Source organism: Pseudoalteromonas sp. 19-MNA-CIBAN-0066, from assembly GCF_040308705.1.
Taxonomy (GTDB): domain Bacteria; phylum Pseudomonadota; class Gammaproteobacteria; order Enterobacterales; family Alteromonadaceae; genus Pseudoalteromonas; species Pseudoalteromonas nigrifaciens.
In genome coordinates, this window is the sequence record NZ_JBEONZ010000004.1 from 148,128 (window position 1) to 165,168 (window position 17,041).

13 protein-coding genes are annotated in these 17,041 nt (G+C 41.0%); 8 read left to right on the forward strand and 5 right to left on the reverse strand.

What is annotated here, in order from left to right:
- Positions 1-119 precede the first annotated feature (119 nt).
- Positions 120-2,630: a penicillin-binding protein 1A gene (locus tag AAEZ18_RS04385; RefSeq protein WP_011329365.1), complete on the forward strand. Its 2,511-nt coding sequence runs from the start codon at positions 120-122 to the stop codon at positions 2,628-2,630.
- Between the two features lie 89 nt (positions 2,631-2,719).
- Here AAEZ18_RS04385 and AAEZ18_RS04390 read toward each other — a convergent pair whose 3' ends face one another.
- Positions 2,720-5,065, reverse strand: a complete 2,346-nt coding sequence (locus tag AAEZ18_RS04390; RefSeq protein WP_086997288.1) for a bifunctional aspartate kinase/homoserine dehydrogenase II — start codon at positions 5,063-5,065, stop codon at positions 2,720-2,722.
- Between the two features lie 5 nt (positions 5,066-5,070).
- On the reverse strand, positions 5,071-6,309 hold the full coding sequence (gene metB, locus AAEZ18_RS04395; RefSeq protein ID WP_011329367.1) for a cystathionine gamma-synthase: 1,239 nt from the start codon (positions 6,307-6,309) through the stop codon (positions 5,071-5,073).
- A gap of 199 nt (positions 6,310-6,508) precedes the next feature.
- Here metB and metJ point away from each other — a divergent pair, with 199 nt between their 5' ends.
- Positions 6,509-6,829: a met regulon transcriptional regulator MetJ gene (gene metJ, locus AAEZ18_RS04400; protein WP_006793094.1), complete on the forward strand. Its 321-nt coding sequence runs from the start codon at positions 6,509-6,511 to the stop codon at positions 6,827-6,829.
- A gap of 98 nt (positions 6,830-6,927) precedes the next feature.
- On the opposite strand, the gene AAEZ18_RS04405 is transcribed toward metJ, so the two are convergent.
- Together AAEZ18_RS04405 and rpmE are read right to left on the reverse strand one after the other, a co-directional pair.
- Positions 6,928-8,169 (reverse strand): malic enzyme-like NAD(P)-binding protein, encoded by a 1,242-nt coding sequence (locus tag AAEZ18_RS04405; protein ID WP_011329368.1) that lies wholly within the window; start codon positions 8,167-8,169, stop codon positions 6,928-6,930.
- 544 nt (positions 8,170-8,713) lie between these two features.
- Positions 8,714-8,929 carry a 50S ribosomal protein L31 gene (gene rpmE, locus AAEZ18_RS04410; RefSeq protein WP_011329369.1) on the reverse strand — a complete coding sequence of 72 codons (216 nt, stop codon included), beginning with the start codon at positions 8,927-8,929 and terminating at the stop codon, positions 8,714-8,716.
- A 256-nt stretch (positions 8,930-9,185) separates the two neighbouring features.
- Between rpmE and priA the strand changes: the two genes are divergently transcribed.
- From priA to AAEZ18_RS04435, 5 genes are all read left to right on the forward strand, one after another.
- A complete protein-coding gene (gene priA, locus AAEZ18_RS04415) occupies positions 9,186-11,372 on the forward strand; it encodes a primosomal protein N' (protein WP_011329371.1) in 2,187 nt (728 codons plus the stop codon).
- 20 nt (positions 11,373-11,392) lie between these two features.
- On the forward strand, positions 11,393-11,920 hold the full coding sequence (locus tag AAEZ18_RS04420) for an SPOR domain-containing protein (protein WP_011329372.1): 528 nt from the start codon (positions 11,393-11,395) through the stop codon (positions 11,918-11,920).
- A gap of 79 nt (positions 11,921-11,999) precedes the next feature.
- A complete protein-coding gene (hslV, locus tag AAEZ18_RS04425) occupies positions 12,000-12,518 on the forward strand; it encodes an ATP-dependent protease subunit HslV (protein ID WP_011329373.1) in 519 nt (172 codons plus the stop codon).
- A gap of 11 nt (positions 12,519-12,529) precedes the next feature.
- Positions 12,530-13,858, forward strand: a complete 1,329-nt coding sequence (gene hslU, locus AAEZ18_RS04430) for an ATP-dependent protease ATPase subunit HslU (RefSeq protein WP_011329374.1) — start codon at positions 12,530-12,532, stop codon at positions 13,856-13,858.
- A 67-nt stretch (positions 13,859-13,925) separates the two neighbouring features.
- Entirely contained in the window at positions 13,926-14,300 is a 375-nt protein-coding gene (locus AAEZ18_RS04435) for a gamma-butyrobetaine hydroxylase family protein (protein ID WP_011329375.1), read from the forward strand.
- A gap of 27 nt (positions 14,301-14,327) precedes the next feature.
- Here AAEZ18_RS04435 and AAEZ18_RS04440 read toward each other — a convergent pair whose 3' ends face one another.
- Positions 14,328-16,208, reverse strand: a complete 1,881-nt coding sequence (locus tag AAEZ18_RS04440) for a methyl-accepting chemotaxis protein (protein WP_182677559.1) — start codon at positions 16,206-16,208, stop codon at positions 14,328-14,330.
- Positions 16,209-16,542: 334 nt separating this feature from the next.
- Here AAEZ18_RS04440 and rraA point away from each other — a divergent pair, with 334 nt between their 5' ends.
- Positions 16,543-17,040 carry a ribonuclease E activity regulator RraA gene (gene rraA, locus AAEZ18_RS04445; RefSeq protein WP_011329377.1) on the forward strand — a complete coding sequence of 166 codons (498 nt, stop codon included), beginning with the start codon at positions 16,543-16,545 and terminating at the stop codon, positions 17,038-17,040.
- The last annotated feature ends 1 nt before the right edge of the window (position 17,041 follow it).

Here is a 17,041-nt window from a genome sequence, read left to right on the forward strand (position 1 = left end):
GCCTTTGTTTTAATAATAAACAAGTTATAATTCTTATCTGAAAAAATACTATTCATTTTTTAATCAATATATACTAGCAGCCTCAACTTGTAATTGGGAGTCCATTTAGGGAAATATCAGTGATTTTATTAAAAAGAACTTTACAATTTTTTATCATTTGCACATTATTTGGACTGATCACTTTGTTCAGCCTTTATTATTACGTTAAACCTGATATCCCAAGTGTGCAAGTTTTAAAAGACGTGCAATTACAAACTCCTATGCAAGTATTCACTAAAGATGGTCTGTTGATCAATCAATTTGGTGAAAAACGACGAATTCCGGTCACAATAGACCAAATACCACAACCCCTCATTAATGCATTTTTAGCCACCGAAGACAGCCGCTTTTATGATCACCTTGGTATTGACCCAATAGGTATAGTGCGCTCTGCGCTTGTACTTATATCTACCGGAGAGAAAAAACAAGGCGCTAGTACTATTACTATGCAGCTAGCACGTAATTTTTTCTTAACCCGCGAAAAAGCCTACATTCGTAAAGTAAAAGAAATTTTTATCGCGATACATATTGAAAACTTATTAAGCAAAAACGAAATTCTTGAGCTGTATTTAAATAAAATTGAATTAGGTAATAGGGCGTTTGGTATTGGTGCAGCAGCGCAAGTTTATTACGGTAAAGAACTAAAAGACTTAACCCTTGCGCAAATGGCAATGATTGCCGGCCTGCCAAAAGCACCTTCAGCGCTTAATCCTATTCGCAATCCAGTGCGTGCTAAAGCGCGTCGTAATGTCGTACTTGGTAGAATGTTGTCTGAACGTTATATAACCCAAAGCGAATATGAAGAGACTATTAATCAACCTATAACGGCCGTTTTTCATGGCGCTGAAATAGATTTATACGCACCTTATATATCTGAAATGGTGCGTGCAGAAATGGTTGCTAAATACGGTATTGATAAAGCGTACAACTCTGGCTTTAAAATATTTACCTCGGTAGAATCCCACGTTCAACAAGCTGCGCAAACGGCTTTAGTAAATAACTTACATAGTTACGATATGCGCCACGGTTTTAGAGGTCCAGAGCGTTTATTATGGGATGCGCAAACACAACCAGCATTAAGCCAAGCACAAATTCTTAACCAGCTAAAAGACGTAAAACAGCTTGGCGACTTACAAGCAGCAGTGGTATTGGCGGTTAACGAAAAAACAGCCGACGTTTTACTAAAAAATGGTGAACTGGCAACACTTACATGGGATAACTTAAAGTGGGCACGTAAATATATTACGCGTTACCGCCAAAGTTTTGCTCCTAAAGCTGCAACTGAAATATTAGTACCAGGTGCACAAATATGGCTACGTAAAAACGACGATAATAATTATTTATTGAGTCAAATTCCTGAAGCCTCTAGTGCCATTGTGTCTTTAGACCCTCAAGATGGCCGTATTAAAGCAATTGTTGGTGGTTATAGTTTTGAGCAAAGCCAGTACAACCGTGCAGTGCAAGCTAAACGCCAAGTCGGCTCAAACATTAAACCCTTTATTTACTCTGCAGCTCTGGAAAAAGGCTACACTTTAGCATCCATTTTAAACGACGCTCCAATTAATCAATGGGATAAAAGCCAAGGTATTGCATGGCGCCCAAAAAACAGCCCTGCAGTTTATAATGGCCCAATTCGTATTCGCCGCGCATTGGCGCAATCTAAAAACGTTATTTCGGTTCGTCTTCTACGTGGTGTAGGCTTGCAACGTACTGCCGATCATTTACTTAAATTTGGTTTTGATAATAAAGACATTAACCGCAGTGAATCCTTAGCGCTTGGTAGTGCTTCCATTTCTCCATTAGAACTTGCTCGTGGTATGAGCGCGTTTGCTAATGGCGGGCATTTAATAGAACCGTATTTTATATCTGAAATTCAAGATGCCTTTGGTACAGTGTTATTTAAAGCAAACCCAGCCCTAGCCTGCGATGAGAACACGCAGCCCCTCGCTATCGAAAATAACAGCAGCCTAACGATAGAAAATACTGAGCAAGGTGAAAAAGCGCAGCAAACAGTGCAATGTGCCCCACGTATTATTTCTAAACAAAATGCTTTTTTAATTGCAGACGCTATGAACAGCGCAATTTGGGGCGGCGGAAGCTGGAGCAATAAAACAGGCTGGACGGGGACTGCATGGCGAGCACAGCGTTTAGGGCGTCGTGATTTATCGGGTAAAACAGGTACCACAAACGATTCTGTTGACACTTGGTTTAGTGGTTTTAACCGCAATGTACTCACCTCAGTATGGGTTGGCTTTGACAACCCTGGCAATACTCTAGGTCGTTCTGCTTATAACAACAACCTTGATAGTGGTCAAATAACAGGGGCTGAATCGGGCGCTAAAACAGCTCAACCGGCATGGAATGAATTTATGAGGGCAGCTCTTGATGGGCAACCAGAAGCGCCAATTGAACCACCTGAAGGATTAGTTTCTATTCGTATTGATTTAGCGACTGGCTTATTAAGCCACAAAAATGATTATACTAGCCGCTTTGAATACTTTGAAAAAGGCACTACCCCAACTAGTTATGTGCTTTCGCAGCCAAGCGATATTTTTGAAGAAAACACCAAAACAGAAGAAGAGCTATTTTAACCATAAGCACATCTCTCATTAGCTAAATGGTTAATTACGCTAAAAAACGGCAACCTTCTTAGGTTGCCGTTTTTTGTTTTATTTAATTATTACTTTAAGTTTTTTATCAGCCAATATAAGTCAGAATGAACGCCTGCTGCAGTCACTTCCTTACCAGCACCTGGGCCTTGTATAATCAAGGCATTATTGCTGTACCACTGGCTGTTAATAACAAAAATATTATCACCCGGGGTTAAGTTTGCTAATGCGTCATTGGGCGTAACATACGCTAACCCTACTTTGGCCGTTACGCTATCGTGCTCAATACTCAGTAAACCTGTATAACGAAGTACCGCGTTTTGTAATTTTGCATTGCGTGCATGCTCTTCAATAAAAGTGTCGAGCTTATGTTTATTAGCTAAAAAGTCATCCCAGCTACCTAGTGCTAGCTCATCGGGCATTAACGGCGCTAAGGCAATGTCGTTAAGGTCTAATTCAACCCCTAACTCTCGCGCTAAAATAAGTAGCTTACGCTGCATATCTCGCCCCGATAAATCTTCGCGCGGATCGGGTTCAGTAAAACCCATTTGTTGCGCTTCAAGTAATAACTCAGAAAATGCAGTTGCGCCATTATACATACTACATAACCACGATAACGTACCCGAAAAAACACCTTCTATACGTGTTATTTTATCGCCACTGTTTTGTAAATCTGCAAGGGCAAAATTAATTGGTAAACCGGCACCCACACTAGCGTTATAGCGCCAATATAAATTGCGCTGCGCAATATTGTGCTGCAACGCTTTATACCAAGGAGTTGGCGCGGTACCAGCATACTTATTAGCACTAATTAAATGACAATCAAGCGCAACAAAATCTGGGTATAACTGACTAAATTGCTCGCTGGCGGTTATATCTATAACCACTTTATGCTCGTAATCAAGCTGGCCAATAGCGGTTAATAAATCTTGGCTGCTATAGTCAACAGCCTCTAACTGCCATTGGTTCTTCCAGTGCTGTACATTTATGCCGCTGGGATTAAATAGCAGTTTTTGCGAACGTGCTAATCCCACTAACTTAATATTAAAGTCGGTTGATAAACGTGCTAGCTGCGCCGATAGTTGGCTAACAAATACATCCCCTACGTTACCAAGCCCTGCCACTATTAAGGCAATTTCTTGGCCTTTAGTGATCAGTTTATCGTGCAGCACATTAAGCACATCACTATCAATAAGCTGATCCGTCAGTAGCAATACATAACCACTATCTTGATGCACAAAGCGAGGTTCAATATTATGCAAATTGAGCAACTCGCGTGCCTGAGTACTCAATAAGTTTATATCTTGCTCAGGAGCAACTAGCGCGCAACCATGTAGGTTAGACTCGCTAATATTGGCTCTTCCTGCAAAGTAACTAACTACTTGATGGGTCGCTACTGCCGGTACTATTAGGTAAGTTTCACCCGCGCTACTAAAATGATGCAAACTATGTTGAATAAGCTGGCTAACCTGAGTTACCTCACCCTCAACTAGCCCTTCAACACTAAGTAAATCTATATTTTCTAATGTAGTAATAAAGCGTTTTTGTTTTACACAGCCCTCTTTCACTACATTTGTTGAGCTTGCTTGCACGTCAAAACTACTGCGCACCGCAAGCTTTATATCGGTATTTTTAAGTGGCGATAATGTTTTAGCGTGTAAAACGGGGTTACCTAATCTTGCCAATAAGTTAGCTTGCGCTCTACATACCTTAGCGTATTTAATGGCCTTGTTAACTTTACGTGGGTCGGTACTAAATATCCCTTGTGTATCGGTCCAAATATATACTTGTTTAGCATTGCAATAACTTGCCAATAAGGTTGCACTGTAATCACTACCATTGCGACCAAGAGTGACCGTATCGCCTTGGGTATTAGCCGCAATAAACCCTGTTACCACGTTAATTTTGTGCTGGCTAATAAGCTCACTACACTGCTGTGTATTTTGGCTATGCAATAATTGTCCATCACTTAGCGTAAACAAGCCTCTTGCGTCTTGCATGCATGCAGCAACATTAAGTTGCTGTAAATACGCAGCGAGCAAACGAGCTGACCACAACTCACCATGGGCGAGTAGCGCCGCTTCTTGCAACTGCTCAGTACTCGCTAATTTAGCAACTAAACTTAGCTCTTCATTTAGAGTGGTTAAAGCGCTGCGCTTTAAATCGCCCTGCAGTAGCTGCGTTATTAAATCACTTTGATGATTGTTTAATTGCAATACAATATCAGCGAGCGCTTGAGTATCGTGCTGCTGATAACTTTGCCACAGTTTTACTAATGTATCTGTGGTTTTTCCTGCAGCCGATACCACTACACAATCACCGGGCTGAGCTTGCCCTATAATTATTTTTGCAACGCTTTTATAGCGCTCGGCTGAGCTTAAACTCGAACCACCAAACTTATGAATATTATTAGTCATATTAATTACCACAACGCCGGGTGAGCAGCGCTCAATTTAACATTACTACTTGCGCTAGCACCTGCTTTACCTGCGTTATTGTGCTGACCTGGTTGCACTAAATTAAATACCCGATCAAAGTCTGCTAATAAATCTGCTACATCTTCAATACCTACCGACACACGAATAAGCGTATCGCCAACGCCAGCGGCTAAACGAGCCTCGGCTTCCATTCCTGCATGCGTCATTGTTGCTGGGTGGCATATTAAGCTCTCTACGCCACCTAAAGATTCAGCTAAGCTAAATGTTTTAAGGTTTGTTAAAAATGCAGCTGCGTCATTCACATCGCCTTTAATGTCAAAACTAACCATGCCACCAAAACCAAGTTGCTGTGCTTTAGCCAATTCATGTTGTGGATGCGACTCTAGCCCCGGGTAATATACTTGGCTAACAAATTTTGAGCTTTCAAGGTACTTAGCAATAGCTAAGGCATTTTCTTGATGCTGTCGTAAGCGTACATTTAAAGTACGCAAGCCACGCAAAGTTAAGTAACTATCAAACGGTGCCCCCGTTATACCAATATTATTTGCCCACCAAGCCAGTTCTTCACCTAGTTCGTCAGTTGCAGCAATAACCGCACCGCCAACCACGTCTGAGTGGCCATTTATGTACTTAGTGGTTGAGTGCACCACAATATCAACGCCAAATTTAATCGGGTTTTGTAATGCAGGCGATAAAAAAGTGTTATCTGCGGCTACCAAAGCACCGCATTGTTTCGCAATATCGGTTACTGCTTTAATATCAGTTAAACGTAAAATAGGGTTACTAGGGGTTTCTATCCAAATTAACTTAGGTTTGATTACTAAAATTTGCTGCAAACTTTCTGGTTTAGTTAAATCTAACACTTCGAGTTTTAATAGGCCGCGCTTTTGTAATGAGGTAAATAAGCGATAGCTGCCGCCATAACAATCATGGGGGATCACTAACGTATCGTCACTATTAAGCAGCTGAGTGGCTAAATGTACGGCAGCCATTCCTGTTGCAGTAATAATGCCGCGAGCACCACCTTCGAGTTCGCTGAGTGCTTGGGCTAAAGTATCACGATTTGGATTACCACTGCGGCCATAGTCATATTGACGTTTTGTATCAAAGTCGGCAAACGAATAAGTGGTTGATAAATACAGCGGAGGCACAACCGCGCCATGGTGCTTATCAGCATCGACACCACTGCGAACTGCAATTGTCGCTTTATTTTTTTCACTCATATTTATTACCTGCTTTATTTAGATGTTTAGACGTCTAAAACAGTAATTCATTCAACTTAAGAAGTCAAAACATTTAAACACCTAGCCATCTGTGCAACAAGTATTTGACTAATTTGTTTAAATCGATAGAATTTCACGCATATTCGCGCTATTTTTTAGTAGGGTGAGCAATTAATAATCTGAGGCAACGATACATCTTATGGCAAAATGGAATGGCGAGTATATTCACCCATACGCAGAACACGGGAAAAAATCAGAGCAAGTTAAAAAGATCACCGTTTCGATCCCGCTAAATGTATTAAAAGTACTAACCGATGAACGCACCCGTAGGCAAATTAATAACTTACGCCATGCAACTAATAGCGAGCTATTATGTGAAGCATTTTTGCATGCGTTTACTGGGCAACCGTTACCTAACGATGATGATTTACGTAAAGATAACGCCGAAAAAGTGCCTGAAGAAGTGAAAAAAATAATGCAAGAAATGGGCTTAGAAGTTCCTGTTTTAAACGAAGACTAAACAGCGGCTTTTAAACAAAAAAACCTCAGCCATGCTGAGGTTTTTTTATGGCTATAAATTACACTGAAGTAACTTAATACCGAGCAACATAATGCTGCTTATTCCATATAGTTTGCTGGCAGCTCTATTTGCGCTACGCCTGAAGCAATGGCTGCTAATGCAACTGCTTTAGCAATACGCGGCAATAAACGCGGGTCCATAGGCTTAGGAATAATATACTCTGCACCAAACGCTAGCTTATCTACACCGGCAGCTTTTAGTACTTCTGGTGGAACCGGCTCTTTGGCAATACTACGAATAGCTTCAACTGCTGCAATTTTCATTTCATCGTTAATTTCACTGGCACGCACATCAAGTGCACCACGGAAAATAAACGGAAAACACAACACGTTATTAACTTGGTTAGGGTAATCTGAGCGCCCTGTTGCCATAATTAAATCGCTACGTGCGCCGTGTGCCAATGCCGGATCAATCTCAGGGTCTGGGTTCGAACAAGCAAATACGACTGGCTTTGCCGCCATTAATTTTAAATCATCGGCCGATAATAAGTTAGGGCCCGACACACCAACAAATACGTCAGCATCTTCAATTACATCTTGTAATGTACGCTTATCGGTATTGTTAGCAAATAACTGTTTGTACTCGTTTAAATCATCACGGCGAGTGTGAATAACACCTTTACGATCAAGCATATAAATATGTTCACGCAGTGCACCACACTTAATTAATAACTCCATACAAGCAATCGCTGCAGCGCCGGCACCTAAACATACAATAACTGCATCTTCAATATCTTTGCCTTGCACTTCCAGCGCATTTATCATGCCTGCAGCCGTTACAATAGCCGTGCCGTGCTGATCATCATGAAAAACAGGAATACTACAGCGTTCAATAAGCGCCTTTTCAATTTCAAAACACTCTGGTGCTTTAATATCTTCAAGGTTAATACCGCCAAAAGTATCAGCAATATTAGCCACAGTATTTATAAAGTCTTCGGTGGTGCGGTGTTTTACTTCAATATCAATTGAGTCAATGCCTGCAAAACGTTTAAACAACAACGCCTTGCCTTCCATTACCGGTTTTGACGCTAAAGGCCCTAAATTTCCTAAACCTAAAATAGCAGTACCATTGGTGATCACTGCAACCAAATTACCTTTACCTGTGTACTTATAGGCATTTACAGGGTCAGCAGCAATTTCACGCACCGGCTCAGCTACACCGGGGCTATAAGCTAAAGCGAGATCATGAGCCGTTTCTGCAGGCTTGGTTAGCTCAATGCTGATTTTACCTGGAACGGGGTGAGAGTGATAATGTAGTGCTTGTTCACGAAAGTCCGACATAACGCGATTATATCCTGCAATTTAAGTTAAAGTGAGAGGGAGTAAAGCGACACTTAACATGCCTTAAAGTACGATACCCTTATTATTTTTAAATTCCAAGCAATATCAGGTCTATCCTGTTATATGCTAGATCTGTTAATTTTAAGCGAATTTTCAGCAACTTCGATAAAAACATCGCTACTATTCATAAATATAAATTGTGCTAAAAGGCACTTTTCAAGCTTATTTTAGTTAAAAGTATTATTCACAAAACAGCGTTTTTAAAATGTGAATAAAATCAGCTAAAAGCGATTATTTATTCTGCTTTAACAACACATAGCTTCATGTTGGCTACTTTTAGAAACCGAGTTTAAAATTAAGCTATTAAAAATATAGAGAATATTAGGTCATTTGTCTGCAAAGGTTTATGCATACCGAGAATAAGAACAGGAAATAGTTATGCAAAAGCAATAAACTTAAAACTAGCGAGGTTAGGGGGAAGTTAAAGGATTTTTAGGCATAAAAAAAGCATCCTAAGATGCTTTTTTTAACTAAATAGCAATAATTACTTTTTGCTACCAAGTGCACCGAAACGCTTGTTGAAACGATCAACACGTCCGCCAGTGTCTAAAATCTTTTGCTTACCAGTGTAAAACGGGTGACACGCAGAACAAACGTCTAGGTGAATATTTTTACACAGAGTAGAGCTAGTTTCGAATTCGTTTCCACATGAACAAGTTGCAGAAATTACTTCGTACTTAGGGTGAATACCTTCTTTCATAGAAACCTCTAGTTAAGGCCGCATCGCTCTCCAAACCCGGAGTCTGGCACCATACGTCGTTAAAACAAATTTATTGGTGGCGGATTTTATCCAACAACCATCAAGCACACAAGCATTAATTAGTATTTTTGCTAAAAAAATAACCATTTTGAGTAAACAAGGTTATTTGGTAGTAGGTTTTTAGCTGTATTTTTAGTACATTAGGGCCAAGTATTAGCACGCCCTCCCCCATTATTTTTTTAACAGTTGAGTTACTATGTATTTTGTTGAAGTTGCTATAAAAGTTCCACTACCGCGCACCTTTGATTATAAAGTAGATAGCCAGCTTGGTGAAGCTTCTGCGCCATTAAAGCCCGGAATGCGGGTGTTAGTACCCTTTGGTAATCAACGTAAAGTAGCCGTGGTTTTAGCGCTTAAAACAACAACCGAAGTGCCTGAAAACAAAATAAAGGCAATTTTTGAAATTATCGACGATACGCCAATTTTATCTGCAGAGCACATAGAGTTACTGCGCTTTACTGCCCGTTATTATTGCTACCCGCTGGGTGAAACCATTCATATTGCATTGCCAAGCGCACTACGCCAAGGCGAATCGCCTGATAAAACCAGCATTAATATGGTAGCCCTAACGGAAAAAGGCGCGCTGCTGCCGTCATTAAAAGCTAAGACTCAACTTAATTTACTAAAGCAGCTATCGCAATCAGGCAAGTCGTCATTAACCGAGTTAAAAGCTTTGGGCTTTAGTAAAAAAACCATTGATAGCTTAATAGATAAGGCACTCATAACACAGTCAATTGAGCATGATAACCACTGGCAAAGTGTAGCCCCAACAGTGGGTAGCAAACCAACACTTAACAAAGAGCAAGCGGTTGCCTGCACCACAATTAATCAAAGCAGCGGTTTTAGCAGCTTTTTATTAGAAGGTGTAACCGGTAGCGGCAAAACAGAAGTGTACTTACAATGTTTAGAAGAAGTACTAAAGCGCGGCGAACAAGCACTAGTATTAGTGCCCGAAATAGGCTTAACCCCGCAAACCGTTAACCGCTTTCGCCGCCGCTTTCCCGACACCCCCATTATGCTTTGGCATTCAGCTTTAACCGATAATGAACGTTTACAAACCTGGCGTTTTTGCGAAAAAGCCAGCTGCGCCATAGTAATAGGCACACGTTCGAGTATTTTTCTGCCATTTTTAAAGCTCGGCATGATAGTGGTTGATGAAGAACATGACTCGTCTTTTAAACAGCAAGACACGCTGCGCTACCATGCCCGTGATTTAGCTGCGTATCGTGCATATCAGCATAAAATTCCGCTTATATTAGGCAGTGCAACACCGGCACTCGAAACCCTGCACAAAGCAATTAATAATAAATACCAACTACTGAGCCTTACTGAGCGCGCGCAAACCGCTACCGATAACCAATTTAAATTACTCGATATGAAAGGCCAGCCCGACCAAGCAGGCATTGCCCATGCCAGCCTTGCTACCATGCGCCAACATTTAAAACGTGGCAAACAAGTGATGGTGTTTTTAAATCGTCGTGGATTTTCGCCCACGTTAATTTGCCATGAATGTGGCTGGTTAAGCGAATGCAAGCGTTGCAGCACCAGTGCCACTTTTCATAAAGCTATTGGGCAAATGATTTGCCATCACTGTGGCGATCAATATCATGTTCCACACCAATGCCCCGACTGCGGTAGCACGCAAATTTTTCCTAATGGTAAAGGCACTGAGCAAATAGAAGAGTTTTTATCGAGTGAATTTCCACAAACCCCTGTTACACGTATCGACCGCGACTCTACTCGTCGTAAAGGCAGCCTTGAAAAAGCACTGGATGAAATAAACCTAGGCGGCGCGCGCATTTTAGTGGGCACGCAAATGTTGGCTAAAGGGCATCACTTTGCCGATGTAAGTTTAGTGGTTATTTTAGACGTAGACAGCGGCTTATACTCCTGTGATTTTAGAGCAACTGAGCATTTAGCCCAACTTGTTACGCAAGTGGCCGGGCGTGCTGGGCGCTCAGGTGAGGCAGGCCAAGTGTTATTGCAAACACACTTTCCTGAGCACCCACTATTACAAGATTTGGTTAATAATGGTTATCAGGATTTTGCTCGCTTTGCACTGCGTGAACGTGAAGATGCAGACCTACCACCAATCACAAATATGGCCATTGTTCGCGCCCAAGGACACAATATAAAACAAGTCGTCGATTTTTTGACAGATTTGGTTCCAGTAAGCGGGGTAACTGGTATACAATTGCTTGGTCCAATACCTGCTCCTCTTGAAAAAGTAGCAGGTATGTATCGTTTTCAATTACACATTCAAGCGCAAGATCGCCGCGTATTGCACCAATATCTTGCGCAAATGGTTGATTATCTAAGCACTAGCAAACTTGCACAAAAAGTACGCTGGAGCCTAGACGTAGACCCTATAGACATGATTTAGGTTAAGGCCAAAATAAAGCTATGGCACAGCACGATTACATTAACAAAAAACCAGCAAACCGCAAAAAAGCGAAATCAGCGCCCGCTAAAAAACCCTTTCCAATACTGTTAGTTTTAATTGTTACTTTATTGGTGGCAGGTTTTGCTTATGGCTTATGGTTTATTAAAAATAACGCCGATCCTGAGCTAGTCGAAAAACAAGCTAACCCTGTACCTACAACTCCTGTAGAAGTTGTTGTACCACGTACGCCTGCGTTTATTAAAGAAATTAGAAACCACGAAATTCAGGTTGAAGTAAAAGAACTTGAACAAAAAGGCCCTTACGTTATGCAATGCGGTTCGTTTAGAACCTACCCGCAGGCTGAATCGCTAAAAGCTAAAATAGCCTTTGCAGGGCTTATTTCTGAAATAAAAGAGACCACAGGCAGCAGTGGCATTTGGTATAAAGTACGCTTAGGCCCCTATAAAACCAAGCGCCAAGCTGAGAGCGATAAAAATAAACTTAAACGTGTAAAAATAGTCGGCTGCGGAATTTGGGGCTGGACTTGAAAATAAACCATTCACCCATATAACCTCTTCATAATCGTTTTTTACGAGTTGCCCCTGCAGCTCGATGATGAGGAATAATATGACTACTATCGTAAGTGTACGCCGCGGCAACAATGTTGTAATTGGCGGCGACGGCCAAGTTTCGCTTGGTAACACAGTAATGAAGGGCAATGCCCGTAAAGTTCGACGCCTCTATAATGGCAAAGTAATTGCTGGCTTTGCCGGCGGTACTGCTGATGCCTTCACCCTTTTCGAACGCTTTGAAAGCAAACTAGAAATGCACCAAGGTAACCTCACTAAAGCCGCGGTTGAAATGGCCAAAGACTGGCGCAGCGATCGCGCTTTGCGCAAGCTCGAAGCACTGCTTGCTGTAGCCGACGAAACAGCCTCTTTAATCATTACCGGTAATGGTGATGTAGTACAGCCAGAAAATGACTTAATTGCCATTGGCAGTGGCGGTAACTTTGCCCAATCGGCAGCAACTGCCTTACTGGAAAACACCGATTTAAGTGCTCGCGAAATAGTAGAAAAAAGCCTAACCATTGCAGGCAATATCTGCGTATTCACTAACGACTTTCAAACTATCGAAGAATTGTAACAGGAACCGCTATGTCTGCTATGACCCCAAGAGAAATTGTTCACGAGCTAGATCAGCACATTATTGGTCAAGCAAAAGCTAAAAAAGCCGTTGCTATTGCACTGCGTAACCGCTGGCGCCGGATGCAGCTAAGTGATGATTTACGTAATGAAGTAACACCTAAAAATATTTTAATGATTGGCCCAACGGGTGTTGGTAAAACCGAAATTGCGCGCCGTTTAGCTAAGCTTGCTAACGCGCCATTTATTAAAGTAGAAGCAACTAAATTCACCGAAATTGGCTATGTTGGTAAGGAAGTTGAAACCATCATCCGCGATTTAGTCGATGTTGCGATTAAAATGACGCGTGAGCAACAAACTAAAAAGTTTAAGCATCGCGCTGAAGAAGCAGCCGAAGAGCGTATTTTAGATGCGCTTTTACCACCAGCTAAAGATCAATATGGCGAAAGCCAACGCGATGACAGCTCTTCAACTCGTCAAACGTTTCGTAAAAAGCTACGTGAAGGCCAATTAGATGACAAAGAAATCGAAATTGATTTAGCTCAAGCACAACCAAACGTAGAAATTATGGCCCCCCCTGGTATGGAAGATATGACCAACCAGTTGCAAAGCATGTTTCAAAACATGGGTGGCGATAAGCGCACTAAGCGTAAGTTAAAAATTAAAGAAGCCTTTAAATTATTAAGTGAAGAAGAAGCCGCTAAGCTAGTTAATCCTGAAGAACTAAAAGAGCAGGCTATTTTTGCAGTTGAACAAAATGGTATTGTATTTATTGATGAAATAGACAAAATTTGTAAACGCGGTGACTCATCAGGTCCAGACGTTAGTCGTGAAGGCGTACAGCGCGACTTACTACCATTAATTGAAGGTTGTACGGTTAGCACTAAGCACGGCATGGTTAAAACTGACCATATGCTATTTATTGCTTCGGGCGCATTTCAAATGGCTAAGCCATCAGACATGATCCCTGAGCTACAAGGTCGCCTTCCTATTCGTGTAGAGCTTGAAGCACTTACTGCTGATGACTTTAAACGTATTTTAACAGAGCCGCATGCATCGCTTACCGAGCAGCAGCGTGAACTGCTTAAAACTGAGCAAGTTACTATTGAATTTAGTGATGATGCAATTGAGCGCATTGCTAAAGCCGCTTGGCAAGTTAACGAAAAAACCGAAAACATCGGTGCTCGTCGCTTACATACGGTAATGGAAAAACTAATGGAAGAAATTTCATATGACGCTTCAGAGCAAGCCGGAACATCACTGGTAGTTGACGCCGCTTATGTTGAAAAACACTTAGGTGCGCTGGTTGAAGATGAAGATTTAAGCCGCTACATTCTTTAATTAAAATTAGCTGCATAAACAGTTATACTAAAAGCCTCCGCACTGGGGGCTTTTTAATGAGATAAAAATGAAACACGTAACAAAAGTACATTACCACAGCGTTAGCAAAAATTTAGATGTTTACTTTGATGATGACAGCCAAGCCGTATTTAGTTGTGAATTTTTACGTGTGCACTCTCCTTCTGCAGAAGTGCAAGGACATGGCTCAGGGCCAATGAAATTAGTATTCAATAAACAATCCGTTGGTATTAAAAACATTGCTCATGTTGGTCATTACGCACTGCGTTTAGATTTTGACGATGGCCACAATAGCGGGTTATTTAGCTGGCAATATTTTGCAAAACTACAGGCGCAGCAAGCAACTCTATGGGATGAGTATTTAAAGCGGGTTAGTGAACACAATAACTCTAAAGACAGCGTACCCATAAAGTTTATTCCTTAAACTATACGGGTACTTTATTGCTAAGTTTTAAACCTTAAATTTGTCAATTGCAGCAAAAAGCACTCGTGCTTGCGCTGATACTTCTTCGCTTGTTTGCGCATTGTTAGCAGCGTGCCCTGAGGTGTTTCTGGCAATATCACGAATACTCACCACATTTTTATTTACTTCAGATGCTACTTGGCTTTGTTGATCAATTGCCACAGCAATTTGGGTGCTCATTTCCATAATCGTTTGCACATCTTCGGTTATTGCTCCGAGTAACTCACCAGCTCTATTTGCTTGCGATGCACTTTCATCACCTTGTGAGCGGCACTGATGCATAATACTCACCACTTCTTGAGTGCGCTGTTGTAGAGTATTTATTATACCTTCTATTTCACTTGTAGATTCTTGTGTTCGTTGAGCCAATGAGCGCACTTCATCTGCAACCACAGCAAACCCTCTGCCTTGCTCACCCGCTCTAGCGGCTTCAATAGCAGCGTTTAACGCTAACAAGTTAGTTTGATCGGCAATCGCACGAATAACATCAAGCACAGAGCCTATTGTTTCACCGTCTTTTTCTAATAAAGAAACGACACTTGACGCATGCTCTAAAGAGTCAGACAACCCTCTAATATGCGCGACGGTTGACTCAACCTCACTACGACCTTGTTGCGCACTTAAATTAGTTGATTCTGCTTTTTTAGCAGCAGCTTCGGTATTATGTGAAATATCTTGAATGGTCGCCTGCATTTCGGTCGCCGCAGTGGCCACCATATCGGCTTCATGTAATTGATCTTGCATACCCGAGCTGGTTGCGGCGGTACTTTCTGATAAATTTTCAGTCGCGATATTTAACGCATTTAAAGCCCCACTCACCTCATTTATAAGGTTATTAAAGTCACCAATTAAACTATTAAAATCTTTCGACATAATCGTAATTTCGTCATTGCCAATTTGCTCAATGGTTACTGTTAAATCATTATTGCGTCGAATCTTGTTTATAGATTGGTAAATACGCTCTACAGGTACAATGATAGAGCGACTGGTTAAGTAAACCAGGGTTAAAACTATAATACCCGATATAATAAACACCATAATAGCGACCGACTGTGCTTTAGCTATACTGGCTTCAACTTGCAATTTAGTATCTGCTACTAGCTGCATTACCAACTGATCACTTTGCTCTACACTTTGTTGCATGCGCCCAAGTGCGCCAGAGTCTAGATCAACACCTAATTCAAGCTGCGTTTTTACCAATGTTTGAAAAGCACTTTGATAATTAGACAGTAGGTTTTTTAAATTACTTTTAATGTTTTGACTTAGTGATGAGCTCGTTATTTTTTGCTGTAACGTATCAACATGATCTTGAAAACTTGCTAAATATTTTTCATCCAAACGTAACATAAAGTCTTTTTCGGCACGTCTTAGCTGTAGCATTAGGGTCAATAGCTGGTATTCATCTTGTTGATTGAGCAAACTTTCTACTTCATGTACAGCACTTCGCAGTTGCCCATAAAGCCCATCGTCTTGATGTAAGCCAATACTTTTTTGCAGTCGCACAACCTCATTAAAATCACTATAAAAGCTTTTTATTAAACGCATATAGAGGGTTATCTGCTGTGTATCAATCTCTGAATCTTGCATTTGCGATTGTAATTGAATTATTTGTTTATTTAATTGTGCGTATTCTTGTTCAAATAATGAGAGTGCTTGTGGCTGTTTATAAAACAAAAAGGTTTTTTCATGTGCACTTAACTGCAACTGATGAATGTTTAACTGCTCGGCCTGTTGCGTGATGTTAGTTAACTTTAACGTGGTTTGTGAACCTGTGATAATTACATATAAAAAAGCCAGCATGGCCAAAGCAACAGTTAAAGCATTTAGCTGTAAACGCCGCTTAATGGTCAAGTTTTGCAAAACAATCATTGTTACACCTTTAAAAATTTAATGAGCAACTCTGTTACTTACACTTAAATAACTTAAGCTTTTAACAAAGAAAGAAATACCGAAAAACACTAAAACACCTGCACTGCTGAGCACTTTTTAAAGTGACGTTATTTAGCTTAATTAACCGCGCAATTATTTAGTTGCGGATTATATGCCAGCAATAACTTAAGGCCTATACATTGTATAGGCCAATGATTACAAATTATTTATTAGCCGCCTATTTTGCCTAAATTTACTGCGATTAAGTCGTTGTTATTGCATATAAGGAGGGTATACTGAAGCATAAACTAATGTATCTTTTGAGGATAAAATAATGGATTACAGCACTTCTGACTTATGTGACCACTTTGCCGATGTGGTTGACGTGCTTGAACCTATGTTCATCAACTTTGGTGGCCGACACAGCTTTGGTGGCCGCATTAAAACGGTTAAATGTTTTGAAAATAATGAACTTATCCGTGAATTACTTTCTCAAGATGGTACAGACCTAGTGCTACTTATTGACGGTGGTGGCTCTACTCGTCGTGCGCTTATCGATATTGAACTGGCCGAACTTGCACTTGAAAACAACTGGCAAGGTATTATTGTTTACGGGGCTGTACGCCACGTAGACGAAATTGAAGAGCTTGATTTAGGCATTCAAGCTATTGCCTCTATTCCGGTTGCAGCAGATAGCCAAGGCGCAGGCGAAGACGGCATTGGGGTTAACTTTGCTGGCGTATCGTTTTTTGATGATGACTTTATTTATGCCGACAGCACCGGCATTGTATTATCTGCAGAAGAGCTAGAACTGGAAATCGTAGAAATATAAC